This is a genomic window from Alkalicoccobacillus gibsonii (assembly GCF_016798245.1).
Classification (GTDB): domain Bacteria; phylum Bacillota; class Bacilli; order Bacillales; family Bacillaceae_D; genus Alkalicoccobacillus; species Alkalicoccobacillus gibsonii.
In genome coordinates, this window is sequence record NZ_JAEUZA010000002.1 from 457,267 (window position 1) to 471,323 (window position 14,057).

Annotated in this window: 14 protein-coding genes; 7 read left to right on the plus strand and 7 right to left on the minus strand. The window is 42.2% G+C overall.

The genetic code is table 11. From position 1 onward, the window contains the following. Positions 1-225: 225 nt before the first annotated feature. Positions 226-1,218 (plus strand): phosphate acetyltransferase, encoded by a 993-nt coding sequence (gene pta, locus JNO66_RS09010; protein WP_203087918.1) that lies wholly within the window; start codon positions 226-228, stop codon positions 1,216-1,218. Between the two features lie 41 nt (positions 1,219-1,259). Here the strand turns inward: pta and JNO66_RS09015 are convergent, their stop codons facing one another. After that, a complete protein-coding gene (locus JNO66_RS09015; RefSeq protein ID WP_203087919.1) occupies positions 1,260-2,093 on the minus strand; it encodes a lipoate--protein ligase family protein in 834 nt (277 codons plus the stop codon). Positions 2,094-2,323: 230 nt separating this feature from the next. Between JNO66_RS09015 and JNO66_RS09020 the strand changes: the two genes are divergently transcribed. From JNO66_RS09020 to JNO66_RS09035, 4 genes are all read left to right on the plus strand, one after another. Beyond that, complete coding sequence (locus JNO66_RS09020) at positions 2,324-3,571, plus strand: dicarboxylate/amino acid:cation symporter (RefSeq protein ID WP_203088416.1); 1,248 nt, start codon at positions 2,324-2,326, stop codon at positions 3,569-3,571. Positions 3,572-3,685: 114 nt separating this feature from the next. Beyond that, on the plus strand, positions 3,686-4,990 hold the full coding sequence (locus tag JNO66_RS09025) for an HD domain-containing protein (RefSeq protein ID WP_203087920.1): 1,305 nt from the start codon (positions 3,686-3,688) through the stop codon (positions 4,988-4,990). Between the two features lie 15 nt (positions 4,991-5,005). Continuing rightward, positions 5,006-5,509 (plus strand): YwgA family protein, encoded by a 504-nt coding sequence (locus JNO66_RS09030; RefSeq protein WP_203087921.1) that lies wholly within the window; start codon positions 5,006-5,008, stop codon positions 5,507-5,509. A 109-nt stretch (positions 5,510-5,618) separates the two neighbouring features. Next, the gene (locus tag JNO66_RS09035) at positions 5,619-5,795 is read left to right on the plus strand and encodes a hypothetical protein (protein WP_203087922.1); all 177 of its coding nucleotides are present in this window, start codon (positions 5,619-5,621) and stop codon (positions 5,793-5,795) included. A 26-nt stretch (positions 5,796-5,821) separates the two neighbouring features. Here the strand turns inward: JNO66_RS09035 and JNO66_RS09040 are convergent, their stop codons facing one another. Genes JNO66_RS09040 through JNO66_RS09050 form a run of 3 tightly spaced genes read right to left on the minus strand, consistent with a single transcriptional unit; the run spans position 5,822 to position 7,900 of the window. Beyond that, on the minus strand, positions 5,822-6,013 hold the full coding sequence (locus JNO66_RS09040; protein WP_203087923.1) for a 2-hydroxymuconate tautomerase: 192 nt from the start codon (positions 6,011-6,013) through the stop codon (positions 5,822-5,824). 46 nt (positions 6,014-6,059) lie between these two features. Next, positions 6,060-6,728 (minus strand): class D sortase, encoded by a 669-nt coding sequence (locus tag JNO66_RS09045; RefSeq protein WP_203087924.1) that lies wholly within the window; start codon positions 6,726-6,728, stop codon positions 6,060-6,062. Further along, a complete protein-coding gene (locus tag JNO66_RS09050) occupies positions 6,725-7,900 on the minus strand; it encodes a processed acidic surface protein (RefSeq protein ID WP_203087925.1) in 1,176 nt (391 codons plus the stop codon). The genes JNO66_RS09045 and JNO66_RS09050 overlap by 4 nt, the downstream gene beginning before the upstream one ends. Before the next feature lie 278 nt (positions 7,901-8,178). On the opposite strand from JNO66_RS09050, the gene JNO66_RS09055 reads away from it, so the two are divergent. Continuing rightward, a complete protein-coding gene (locus tag JNO66_RS09055; protein WP_203087926.1) occupies positions 8,179-8,706 on the plus strand; it encodes a YwhD family protein in 528 nt (175 codons plus the stop codon). 193 nt (positions 8,707-8,899) lie between these two features. Here JNO66_RS09055 and pepF read toward each other — a convergent pair whose 3' ends face one another. The 3 genes from pepF to JNO66_RS09070 all read right to left on the minus strand — a co-directional run bounded on the left by pepF (position 8,900) and on the right by JNO66_RS09070 (position 13,064). Further along, on the minus strand, positions 8,900-10,687 hold the full coding sequence (gene pepF, locus JNO66_RS09060) for an oligoendopeptidase F (RefSeq protein WP_203087927.1): 1,788 nt from the start codon (positions 10,685-10,687) through the stop codon (positions 8,900-8,902). 101 nt (positions 10,688-10,788) lie between these two features. Continuing rightward, complete coding sequence (locus tag JNO66_RS09065) at positions 10,789-10,980, minus strand: hypothetical protein (RefSeq protein ID WP_203087928.1); 192 nt, start codon at positions 10,978-10,980, stop codon at positions 10,789-10,791. A gap of 17 nt (positions 10,981-10,997) precedes the next feature. Continuing rightward, positions 10,998-13,064 (minus strand): transglycosylase domain-containing protein, encoded by a 2,067-nt coding sequence (locus JNO66_RS09070; RefSeq protein WP_203087929.1) that lies wholly within the window; start codon positions 13,062-13,064, stop codon positions 10,998-11,000. Positions 13,065-13,209: 145 nt separating this feature from the next. Here JNO66_RS09070 and speE point away from each other — a divergent pair, with 145 nt between their 5' ends. After that, positions 13,210-14,037, plus strand: coding sequence for a spermidine synthase (speE, locus tag JNO66_RS09075; RefSeq protein ID WP_203087930.1), 828 nt, complete (start codon positions 13,210-13,212; stop codon positions 14,035-14,037). Positions 14,038-14,057: the final 20 nt, after the last annotated feature.

Here is a 14,057-nt window from a genome sequence, read left to right on the forward strand (position 1 = left end):
ATTGGGAATACATCTTTTGAGGCAAGGCGCACATAAAAAGGCGCCTTTTCGAAAAAAATAATTGTAAGCGATGTACGCCAAATGCCACGTGGCTGTAAGCGTATTCTTTCTCTTGCTTTTTTTAGTTGCAAAAATGACAATCTTGTGTATGCCTGTTCCTTTTTAAAGGAAACAGGGGTATGCTAAGGGTATAACGGGTATGAATAAAGTAAAGGGGGGTTTGGCATGAGCGATTTGTTTACTCAAATTAAAGAACAGGTCCAACAACATCAGCCAACCATTGTATTTCCAGAAGGTACGGACGAACGTATTTTAAAGGCAGCTGTCAGATTGACAGAAGAGCGTGTAGTGAAGCCAATTTTAATTGGAGCGCCAGAAGCCATTAAAGAAGTAGCAACGAAAGAAGGAATTGAACTTTCTTCAGACATTACAATAGAGAACCCAGCAGATTATGCAGAATTCGATGCGATGGTAGAAGCATTTGTTGCTCGTCGCAAAGGAAAAGAAACCGAAGAGAGTGCACGCAAGGTCCTTCTTGATGTGAACTACTTTGGAACAATGCTTGTCTACATGGATAAAGCAGAAGGACTTGTAAGTGGTGCAGCTCACTCAACAGGTGACACAGTACGTCCTGCTCTTCAAATCATTAAAACACAACCAGGTATCAAGCGTACGTCTGGAGTATTTGTCATGGTGAAAGAAGATCAAAAGTTTGTGTTTGGTGATTGCGCGATTAACATTGCTCCAAATGCTGAAGAACTTTCTGAAATCGCCATTGCAACGGCTGAAACAGCGAAATTGTTTGATATTGATCCAAAAGTAGCGATGCTTAGCTTCTCAACACTTGGATCTGCGTCTTCACAAGAGACTCAAAAAGTATCAGAAGCAACGAAGATTGCTCAAGCAGCACGTCCTGACTTAGTGATTGATGGAGAATTCCAATTTGATGCAGCATTTGTTCCGGCTGTTGCTCAAAAGAAAGCTCCGAACTCACCACTTCAAGGACAAGCAAATGTATTCATCTTCCCAAGTCTTGAGTCAGGTAACCTAGGTTACAAAATTGCTCAACGTCTAGGTGGATACGATGCGATTGGACCGATTTTACAAGGCTTAAACAAGCCAGTGAACGATCTTTCACGTGGATGTGACGCTGATGATGTCTTTAAATTAAGCTTAATCACAGCGATGCAAGCGATCAACCAACGTGTAACTGTATAATGAAACGAAAAAAACGCAGCGATCCACTCGCTGCGTTTTTTCTATGGCGTAAGACAACGCACGTGGCGCTCTGTCACCCGTTTAAGCTGTTGTTCAAATACTCGCTGTTCGTCTTCGTTTGGTTCTGAAGGATTAATCGTTGCTCCTAGTTGCTCCATCGCGTGAAGAGCAAGGCCAAGGACACCAGGCACAGTGAGCGCCTCACCAGTTAGTTCCTCAAGAGAGGCCATTGTCTCAGGACGAATCTCTGGAACCTCATAGCGAGCCTCTCCGTCTTTTAACGCCTCTTCATAGAATTGCCTGATCACCTCAGCGCGATCAGAACCGCTTCCGGTTACACACAGATAGATCTGTACGGCAACTCCACCCCTAGTCCGCCTTTGTGAGATACCTGCAAACTTTTGATTGTTGATACTAAGATCGTAACTGCCTGGGCAATACGATCCAACAATCTCGCGCGCCTCTATTTTTTCACGAAATGCTGGAAACATCGATCGAATGAGCTCAACCATCAAGTCGTACCCTGCATTAATCGACCAGCCCTTACTCTCCTGAAAAATGAGTGATAGGTTAAGCACTCCCTCGTCCAACATAACAGCAAGCCCACCAGAGTTTCTTACGATCGCTCGATATTCTGGAGCGAGAAAGTGAATGCCTTCTTGAATATATGGAAGCCTTGAATCTTGAGTTCCTAACACAACGGTATCGTGGTGTATCCATGCCCTGAACGCTGCGCTCCCGTTGTCTCCCACTGACTGACATAACATGTCGTCAAATGCAAAGGATTGAAGCGCTATATAGTCTGAACCATTTTTTGTATGATCAAAATATCGCCAGGTTTTGACAAAATCCTGCTGATTTCTGACTGAATTCATAAAAAATTTCTCCCTTTTTCTTAACGGTCATTAGCCTATTATACCATGTTCTAAAGTCTCCATCACAGGAGAGATAGGCATTATTTTACATTGATTGACTGTTAAGGTGTGTTATACAATGGCAACTATCTTTTTAAAAGTCGATTGATGAATCAAATGGAAAAATGTTTCATTTTATTTAAAAGAGGGTATCAATGAATAATCTATTCATTGGTGAAGGGAGAAACGATATGAACTTAACGGTAAAAATACTGATCGGACTTGTAGTCGGTGCGGTAACTGGTATTATCTTTAATCTTTTTGCACCGGATGCTTTTCAATATGTAAATACATATTTTTTCGATCCAGTTGGTACGATTTTTCTTAACTTAATTATGATGATTGTGGTGCCATTAGTATTCTTCTCTATTGCGCTTGGAGCGGCTGGAATGGGCGACCCAAAGAAGCTGGGGAGAATTGGTGGGAAAACCGTTGGATTCTTCTTAATTACTACAGCGATTGCATTAGCAATCGGCTTATCTATTGCATTAATTGTACAACCGGGAGACGAGGGTTTACTTGGTCAAGGGGATGAGAGCTATTCAGCAGAGGAAGCCCCACCAATAATGGAGACGATCACAAATATTATTCCATCTAATCCTATTGAAGCAATGGCTTCTGGAGAGATGCTTCAAATCATCGCATTTTCGTTATTTGTGGGGATTGCCCTTGCGATCTTAGGAGATAAGGTGAAAGGTGTAACCAAGCTGTTTGAACAAGGAAATGAAATCATGATGTACCTTGTTGGAGTCATTATGAAGGTTGCTCCATACGGCGCAGGTGCACTTATTGCCTCTGCATTAGGAGATGCAGGAATTGGTGCGATGAGATCACTCGGTATGTATATGCTTTGTGTAATTGGCGCTCTAATTATTCATAGCATTGTGACATACGGAGGAGCAGTAGCGGTCTTCGGTAAGATGAACCCTGTTAAATTTTACAAAGGATTCTTCCCAGCGATTGCGATGGGATTCAGCTTATCTAGTAGTAACGGGACGCTGCCATTATCTATGAAATCTGCACAAGAAAATCTAGGTGTATCTAAGCAGGTATCAAGCTTTGTGCAACCGCTTGGAGCGACTATTAACATGGATGGAACAGCGATTATGCAGGCAATTGCGACTGTCTTTATTGCCCAAGTTTATGGAATTACTCTAGGAGTGCCTGACTTATTAACAATCGTGTTAACAGCCACTTTAGCAAGTATCGGTACAGCAGGAGTACCTGGTGTAGGAATGATCATGCTAGCGATGGTCTTAACGTCTGTTGGTCTTCCACCAGAAGGTATCGCTCTTGTTATTGGGGTTGACCGTATTCTAGATATGATGAGAACGTCGGTTAACATTACTGGTGATGCTGTATGTGCTGTAATCGTGGATCATGGTGAACGCAAAAATGGTCACATTGACGAAGATGAAGAGATGCAAGCTACCTCTTAAGAACATGAATAAAAACCAAGACAATTGTTAGATGTTGTCTTGGTTTTTCATTTCATGATCGCCCTTGCTCATGTATAATAAATCTATTATCGACATAAATGGAGAGAAACGGCCATGACAGAATCGTATCAGGGTATGCTTGATGAAGAGAAGGTATTTAAAGATCCTGTTCACAGATATATACATGTGCGGGATAAGGTCATTTGGGCATTAATCGGAACAAAAGAATTTCAGCGTCTTAGACGTGTACGGCAACTTGGGACAAGCTATATGACCTTTCACGGGGCGGAGCATACTCGTTTCACACATTCGCTTGGCGTTTATGAGATCACCCGAAGAATGATTAATGTCTTTCAAGGGCGTCCTCATTGGAACGAAGAGGACAGGCTTTTAGCTCTAGCTGCCGCATTACTACATGATATTGGTCATGGTCCTTTTTCTCATTCGTTTGAAAAAGTGTTCCACTCTGATCATGAGGAATGGACAAGAGCGATTATCCTTGGTGATACAGAGGTTAATGAAGTGTTAACGTCAGTAAGTCCGACATTCGCAAAAGATGTAGCAGAAGTGATCGAGAAAACTTCACCGAACAAGCTTGTGACCAGTATGATTTCAAGTCAGATTGATGCGGATCGGATGGATTACTTGCAGCGAGATGCGTATAACATTGGTGTAAGCTATGGTCATTTTGATATGGAGCGGATCTTGCGGGTCATGAGACCTACAGAGGATCAAGTGGTGATCAAACAAAGTGGTATGCATGCCGTAGAAGACTACATCATGAGCCGCTACCAGATGTATTGGCAGGTCTATTTTCACCCTGTAACACGAAGTGCAGAAGTGATTTTAAGTAAGATCTTTCAACGGGCAAAATGGCTGTATAAACAGGGCTATGAGTTTAGCCAGGCCCCTGTACACTTATTTTCCTTCTTTGATGGTAAACCTACATTAAAGGACTATTTGCGTCTTGACGAAGCGGTTGTTCTCTACTATTTTCAAATATGGCAAGAAGAGCAGGATGAGATTTTGAAGGATCTTTGTGTCAGGTTCATGAATCGTCGGTTGTTTAAATACGTGGAAGTGAATCCAAACATTCAAATGGGGGATTGGGCACGACTGCGTGAACTTTTTGCAACAGCTGGACTTGATCCAGACTATTACTTAGTAGTGGATTCTTCATCAGACCTACCGTATGACTTTTATCGTCCTGGGGAAGAAGAGGAACGAGTACCCATTCATCTCATTCTACCAAACGGGAAGCTAAGAGAGCTATCCAGACAATCGGATGTAGTTGAATCCATCTCCGGAAAAAAACGAACGGACCATAAGCTCTATTATCCTGGGGATTGGCTTGAAGCAATGGACGAGTTTGAAGAAGAAAAGAGAGAGATACACATGCTGTTAAACAAAGAAGGGTGAAGGAGTTGCACATACATGCTGGATGAACATGCGAAGCTCATGACATTTTTCTCACAAGCAGGGGAAGTGGTCGGCCGTAAGAAGCTACAAAAGATGATTTACATAGAGAAGAAGCTGAGTCTACCGTTTAGGGAACGGTATACGTTTCATGTCTACGGACCGTACTCAGAGGAGCTAAGTCTTCGGGTAGAAGAATTAACGAACCTTGGATTACTTGATGAGGTGCGAGAAGACAAGGGACATTATTATCAGTACCGCTATCGTTTGTCTGAAGAAGGGACTCAATTTCTTTCGTTATCTACAATTGATATGCCCGATGCGACACCTGTTACGACAAGCTTAAATGAGCAAAGCTCAAGGTTCCTAGAGCTTTTATCAACGCTGTTGTATTTTGATCATCTAGAAGGCGAAGAGCTTAAGCAGAAGGTGATCTCTGTGAAACCAAAACAAAAATTCACGGATGAGGAATTTGAAAAAGCGATCGATTATAAACAACAATTGGAGAAGCTGGTTCAATAAAAGGAGACTGACATAATCTCACATGTTTTTTAGCAGCTTTACGATGTCAACGCGTGTCATCTTTTTATATAGTAAAAGTAGACTTTTGACAACGTGAAGGGTGAGACCCATGAAGTTCTTCAGTTTTGTTGTGTTGTTTTGGGTATTGTTTGGTGCTGGTATCCCGCTAATGCTTTGGCTTACGATTGAAAAGCCAAGTGCAGGGTATACAATGTTTGTTATTATTTTCGTGGTGTGGTTCTGTTCCCACCATTATATAAAAAGAGATAAAAAGAAGGTCACCTGATGGAAGTCAGGGGACCTTCTTTTTGCTTATTGATCTGCAATCGCTGGACGTTTCCCAGCTTTTCCATAGTGCTCATGCTTCATCTCTTCAATGATGACTGTTACGTTTTCTGGAGGTGCATCGACTGTCTCTACAACTGCGCTTGTCACCTGTTCAATCAGTTCGCGCTTTTGATCATCATTACGACCTTCTAGCATTTTAACCGTTACAATTGGCATGTCTAATCCTCCTTCTCCTCAACTGCCTCTAGTATAGCAGATGACCTTATGATTCAAAATCAACAAGTTCCGGATAAAGAGTCGTATCGATCAATTCTGCTTCAAGCACGTATCGATCAGGAGCAGCACCGACAAAGTCGAAGGGATAACAAGTAGTGAGAGTAAGCTGCGCATCCTCAGTAGATACAATCACTGTGCGATCATCCTCGTCCACAATACGTTCTCTGAAGATCTTATACGTATATTCACCGATTCGTGTGCGGACAATTAATGTATCGCCTTCTCCAACCTCACCAAGCTTTCGAAAGACGGTATCACGATGTCCGGACAAAACAGAGTTATCGGGATCACCAGGAAGTACGCTCTGTGCAAAATGACCGACACCCTGGTCAAGCTCGTTATCTTCCGTTCCATGATAGATAGGGAGAGTAGCGTTTAGAACAGGAATTTCAATTTCGCCCATGAGTTCACCTTGCTCCGGCCACCAATCAATTGGTTCAGCCGGTTCGTCTACAGGTTCCTCAGTAGAAGGTTTTTCCTCCTTGGGCGCTTCAGCACTAACCACTTGATCGGTTTTAAACAAGAAATATCCTTTTGCAAACTTGTATGCATTCGTAGTTGAAAACCATAAACCAAAGACAACAAGAGCCGCAGTTAAAAAAAGAAGGATGAAACGCTTGTTAGAGCGTTTCGTCCTATTTACGTGTCTACTCATGATGCCATTTTAAAGCGACGGAATAAGATGAATCCAACTAATGTCATTCCAAGACCAATGAACGTGTACAGCGGATAATCAGTCGCAGTCTTAGGCATTTTTGCACCATCTACGGTTTTAGTTACTTTCTTAGAAGGCGTATTGTCTTTTTTAGGCTCGCTTTGCTTTGCAGGAGCCGTTTTGTTTTCCTTCGCTACCTTTTCCTCTTTTTCAGCTTTTGTTTTAGCAGGTGCAGCAGGGGTAGGAGCGGGTTTGTTTTCAGTTGTCGGTTTGTTTTCTACGACATCTTCTACGATTGCGCCAGTGTCACCTATATCTTCTCCAACCTTACCAAGTGTGTTGCCGTTAAAGAGTTCTGCTGTAATGATAAAATCAGCTAGCTTATTTCCTTCAAGATCATAGAGTACAACAAGTAAATCGTATCCTTTAAGCTCAGTTAGTTTTAATAAATCAGCGAAGCTAATTGGCTTTTGTTCACCTGGTTTTGCTAAATAAAACTCAGGGTTTATCTGTAAGACTTTAATCAACTCATTACCAATGGCAAATAGCTCGGCAATCTCTTCTGCGGTTAACTCTGCAGAAGATTCAAAATCACCGAAAGCTTCCATACGCTCAGCAAGAGCTAACAATTGGTCAACTGCTTCAGGATTTTGTTCAACAACTTTAATCAAATGCTCGAATAATGCTTCTAACTCTTTATCGGATAGACCAATCTCGTCAAAAAGACCATCGAATGAAATCTCTTCCCATTCTTCTTCCTCTGTCCATTCTTCGTCCCAATCAAAGTCCCATTCGTAATGATCCCATAAATAGTATTCTAGTTCCTCGTTGAATGTGAAATCACTAATTACCTTATTATTCTCAGATAAAAGCGCTACTAATTCATCGTATGTAATTTCAAAGTAGTCCAAAATGTATTCAAGATAAGGGGTTCCATCGGAGTCTTCACCATCTAAAACCCAAATAAACCAGTCTAAATCATCTATAGTCTCAAATTCATCAACTGATGATTCGAAAAACTCTGATAGATAGTAATCAAGTTGTTCCCGCGTAATATTTTTCTCTACTAACAGTCCTTCTAACTCTTCATCCGTTACTGCAGCAAATCCAACTGATGGTACCGCCAAGAATAATAGTGCAATCACTAAAAACATCGATACAAAACGTTTCATCATTTTCCTCCCAAGGAAATATATTGATACTGCTGAAATGATTATAGTCTGATAGTCTTGAAATTTCCATATATTTTTTCATATTTTATAAATATTTTATATTATTTCTATTCAAGTCGTATATGCTTCTAATTATTCGATATAACTCTTATATGCTCTTGTCATTGTTTAGAGGAACCTGTCGACATTTGCGCAAGTCTGGTGATAGTTCATTTGGGTTAGGGTATGTTAAACTAAAGAAAAGACAAACGGCTGATTTACGAAAGGGGTTCGTTCAAATGGATCTTTTAAATAATAAGAACTTAAAAAAGAAAACAGATGGTTTTACAATCTTAAGTGGGGACTCCACTGATGGTCATGGTGGGTATGGCGTTGGGACGTTAAACTTAGACAATATTACGCCTGTGTTTGTGGATCCAGCAGAGGAAGAAGTATTTGTGGATCTAGGAGCGCTTCATGCACGATCTGCTGTAGAAAAGCGAATTAAATTCCTGAAGGAAAAAGATAAAGTGCCAAATGGTAAGCTGTATTGGCTGGTATGGGTGACGATCTCAACAAAAGAAGGTAAGCCCTATTACGGTGGTGTAGCTGGTTGTGAAATGCTAGTTGATACAGAGATTAGACGTGGTTACAAGAGCATGCCGGAGCATGTAAATAAGATGGATAAATCATTAAAAGGAAAAATTTTAGTGGATGACATGGACAAGAAATCCCGTGTACTCCTTGCAGAATTCCTTAAAAACCATAACGAAGACATGTGGAATCGCTCAGAAGAAGAGCTGCATGTGGCATTAGCAAAAGACTAAGGAAAAGGAGCTAGCGATAGCTCTTTTCTTTATGTGGGGGAGAGACGTTGTGAAGCGAAGGTATGTAGGGATCTTTATTTTAGGTGTGCTTGTTGGAGTGCTAGTGTTATCGCCGCTTCTTGGGAGATAAGAAGTTGCTCAGCTATATAGAAAATGCCTGCAGATATCTCATTGTCTGCAGGCATTTTCTAATTTATAGTGATTCGAATTCCGAAACGATTTCTCCCAGGTATTCCAGTGCCGATTCAATCGGTTCAGGGGTTGTTAAGTCTACGCCCGCTTTCTTCAGTAATTCAAGTGGGTATTCAGAGCTTCCACTTTTCAAGAACGTCAGATAGTCTTCAAGAGCGCCTTCTTCTTTGTTCAAAATGCGTTTGGCAATTTGAATGGAAGAAGCGAAGCCGGTTGAATATTTGTAAACATAAAACGGGCGGTAGAAGTGAGGAATACGCGACCAGCCGTATTTAACTTCCTCATCAAACACAATGTCCGGACCGTTGTATTCACGGAATAGCTTTTCGTAAATGGCGTTAAATGCTTCTGCATTTAGCGGTTCCCCTTGTTCAGCGAGTTCATGCGTCTGCTTTTCAAAGTCAGCAAACATCACCTGTGTAAAGAAAGTCCCACGGAATTGATCAATAAAATGATTCAACAAATACTTACGCATCTCTTTATCTTTTGAGTGCTCAAGTAAATGATGAATCAAAAGTACTTCATTTACAGTAGATGCCACTTCAGCTACAAAAATGGTGTAGTTTGCTGTAATTTGTGGCTGGTGCTTACTTGAGTAGTGACTGTGCATTGCGTGTCCCATTTCATGAGCAAGCGTGAAAAGACTATCTAGGTCATCGTGATGATTAAGCAGGACAAATGGATGAGCCCCATACACTCCCATATTGTAGGCGCCTGAACGTTTTGCCGGCGTTTCACGAACGTCGATGTATCGTTTTTCTTTAAAGTCACGAAGTGTTTGAATGTACTCTTCTCCAAGAGGAGCAAGTGCAGTTAACATCGTGTCATAGGCTTCCTCATATGAGATGTCTTTTTTGGCGCCGCTCACAAGTGAGACATTTAAATCATATTGACGCAGTTCGTCTAAGCCTAAGATCTCTTTACGAATCGCCGTGTACCGGTGATAAGGCTCAAGGTTTTTCTTAGCTGTTGCAATCAGGTTGTCATACACTTCTGTTGGAACCTGATCACCAAATAACGACTTGCTAAGAGCAGAGTCATAGTTGCGCAGCTTAGATAGTGTTACGTTATTTTTGACTGCTGATGATAAGGTAGAAGCAATGGTATTGCTCAACTGAACATAAGGTTTATAGTACGCCTTATACGCTTCCTTCCGCTTTTCACGGTCTTCATCTTCAATGAGCTTCGAATACATCCCTCTAGTCATTTCCACTTTTTCACCGTCGTCGTTGGTCACTTGGCCGAATTCAATGTCCGCGTTATTTAGCATGCCATATGTGCGGTCCGGAGAGGAGAGCGCTTCTCCAAGTGCGGAAAGGATTTCTTCTTTTTCCTTTGTTAGAACATGTGCCTTGTAACGGAAGGAATCCCACAAGTCTTCTTCAAAGTACTCAAGCTCCTTCACTTCATTTATGTATGCCTTAAGCGTTGCTTCATCCAAGGTAAGTAGAAAAGGCATAAAGAATGAAGTAGCAGAACCGACCTTTACGCTGACCTGTGTTGCGCGGTCTTTTAACGATTGGGCGTTGGAGTCACGTGTATCAATGTCTGTACTGAACATGGAGTAGGCAAAAACCTTTGTGAATATAAAGCTTAAATCCTCCTGCTTTTTCAGGAACTCATATAAGGATTGTCCATCTGTAATGTTTCCATCAAAGCCTGCAAGCTCCTGTGCGAGTACTTCAACTTTTTTCAAATCACTATGCCAATCAGCTTCTGTGGCGTATAGATCTGTTAAATTCCACTTTTCTTCTTCAGGTATTTCACTTCTATGTTTATACGTTGTCATTTGATCACTCCTCATCGATATGGATGTATGCATAGTGTAGCATGTTCTATTCTGAAGTTCTCTTTATAGGTATGCAAAGCGGGCGATTGTCATACGGTTGATTATGCTTTTTTCAATCGAATCTGTCTCATAACAATGAGTAAAACCGGAATGCCGACAAGTACACCGAAAGAGGAGCTCCATACGAGGAGCTTCCAATTCCCGGTGAGGATTGATGCAACGAGGAAGATCAGGGTTTGCCCAAATGTAGTGGAAAGAGCAATGATTAAAGCAATTCGTGTACGTGTGCTCAAGCTATTTCACCTCGTTTTTAGTGGTCATCTTGGCCACCAAACCATTTCTTAAACCGGTCAATAAATCGTTCCTTTTCATGCTTCGCATCTTCCATTTTCTTTTCTTCTTCCGGACTCGCACAAGCTGAAGTAGGCTCGGTTCCTGCTTTAAAGAACATTGGAACCCCGCCTGGACACGAATCATTTGCAAGCAAGCCACTCTCAGGATGAACCTCAACCTGAACCACATCTTGAGGAACATGGAAAGGTAGTTTTAATTGCCCTTCCAATGCCTGCTCGGTAAAGTTCGCCCAGATTTTTTTGGAAATGGGTCCCTCAGCATATTGATCTAGCTTTTGTCCTTTATCATGACCAACCCAGACTCCTGTCACAAGCTGAGGAGTGAATCCGACCATCCAGCTATCATTTGGGGTTGAACCTGACTTTCCAGCAACTGGTCGATGCAAAAGCGGGACGACCGAACTTCCTGTTACCGACGTATAGCCGTTTAAGGCTGGATCGAACATACCGGTCATCATCTCTGTCATCAAAAAGCTTGATACGGGGTCAAGTGCTTCGGTTAACCCGGGCTCCTGTTCATATAAAATCTCGCCGTCCGAATCCTCCACTTTTACAATGAATTGCGGCTCGCCGTACATTCCTTCATTGGCAAAAGGGACATAGCTGTTCGTCAAGTCAAGTAAGCTGACAGCCTGAGAACCCAGTGCGAGAGAAGGGACATCCTTAAATGTACCAAGCCCTAAGGTTTCGGCAATATCAACAAGCTTGTCCGGTCCGATGAACAAATGCGTTTTAATTGCAAAGATGTTATCGGAAACGGCAAGTGCCTGCTGCATCGTAATAAAATCATTGGCATAATGCTGATTAAAATTCCTTGGTGAATAAGTCTGTCTGCCTTCGTCAAACGTAAAGTCGGTTGGCTCACTTACAAAGGTTGAAGCAGCCGTGAATCCATGCTGCAGGGCCTCGTAATAAAGAAGTGGCTTAATGGTCGAACCAGGCTCACGTTTACTTTGCGTTGCGCGATTATAGCTGCTCTCTGCATAATCTACTCCGCCAACCATTGCCCGTACTCCACCCGACCTTGGATCGATCGCGACAAGAGATGTTTGCAAATCGGTGTCTGGCATTTCCTGGTCCACCCAGTCCTCAGCGACTTTTTGCATAGTGGGATCAAGTGTTGTATAGATATGGTACCCAGCTGTGGCCAGTTCATCCTCCGTCACATCTAAGATGGAAGTTAACTGATTTGTGACAACGTCTTGGAAATAGGGAGCGATGACCTCCGTGTCTGCATCTGCTGCCTGCACAAAAATAAGCTCCTCGGCTTTAGCGGTGTCTGCCTCGTCCTGTGTAATATAACCATTTTCAACCATGCTTGAAAGGATAAGCTCCTGCCGTGCTTTGGCACGGTCATAATCGATGACTGGTGAATAGTAGCTCGGTCCTTTTGGGACCCCGGCAAGCATCGCCGCTTCTGCAAGAGATAAATCAGCTGCTGATTTATCAAAAAAGAAGCCAGAAGCTGCTTCAATCCCATAGGCTCCATGACCGTAATACACTGTATTTAAATAACCTTCAAGAATTTCTTCCTTGCTATAATTCATTTCAAGTCTAAGAGAATACATCAGTTCATTCCATTTTCGTGTCCATGTTTTTTCATGAGAGAGATAGAGATTCCGTGCGTACTGCTGCGTAATTGTGCTTGCTCCCTGAGCGCTTGAGCCAGCTTTAATATTTGCAACAATGGCACCACCAATACGCCACAAATCAAAGCCGAAGTGATCATAGAATTTTCGGTCCTCTATTGAAACAGTTGCTTGACTAACAAAAGGCGAGACCTCGTCAAATGGAATCCAGTACCGGTTTTGACCACCATGTTCTTCTCCAATCACAGACCCGTCTGACCCGTAAAAAACGGTTGTCTCCGGAACTTGAATAGGAGGCGGACCTTGCATACGAGTATAGGAAAGCAGCCCAAGAATAAACAAACCTGATAGAATAAGAGCAAGTAATACTGAGCGAACCATAAAGCGTAAAAAGCGTAACCGTCTCGTTTTCTTCCGACTTAGAACAACCTGCATAGCCATGCACCTCCAATGTATGTTGAATACATACAGGATGGGTTGTTCTGCTGATTTTTAAACATGAAGAAATGCTGAATTGGCATGAAACGTTTTTTCCGCTATACTTGCTGTGTTACACGCAAATAAAGACGAGGTGATTCGCATGGAATTATGGTACACAGAAAAACAAACAGAACGTTTTGGAATTACGGCTAAGATTAAGCGTACGTTACATACAGAAAAAACAGAATTTCAACAGCTTGATATGATTGAGACTGAAGAATTCGGCAACATGCTTGTATTAGATGGTATGGTTATGACAACCGAGAAGGATGAGTTCGTTTATCACGAAATGGTTGCTCATGTCCCGTTATTCACCCATCCAAATCCAAAGCACGTCCTCGTTGTAGGTGGCGGTGACGGAGGCGTTATTCGTGAAGTACTAAAGCACCCATCTGTGGAGAAGGCGACACTTGTGGAAATTGACGGTAAGGTGGTTGAATACTCGAAAAAGTACCTTCCGACGATTGCCGGTGCACTTGATGACGAGCGTGTAGATGTGCAAATTGCCGATGGCTTTATGCATATCGCTAAATCTGAGAGCGAATATGATGTTATCATGGTTGACTCTACAGAGCCTGTTGGACCAGCTGTAAAGTTATTTGAGAAAGGTTTCTACGAGGGGATCTCAAAAGCGCTTAAAGAAGACGGTGTATTTGTGGCTCAAACGGACAACCCTTGGTTCCAGCAGGACCTAATCCGTAATGTCTACTCTGACATTAAAGAAATCTTCCCAATTACACGTGTCTACACAGCGAACATTCCAACGTACCCAAGTGGTCTATGGACATTTACAATTGGAAGTAAAACAAAAGATCCTTTAGAAGTCAGTGAAGACCGCTTCCATGACATCGAAACAAAATACTACACAAAAGACCTTCACAAAGCAGCCTTCGCGTTGCCTAAGTTTGTCGGAGATCTATTGAAGTAAGAGAAAAGCCATGCCGCGCG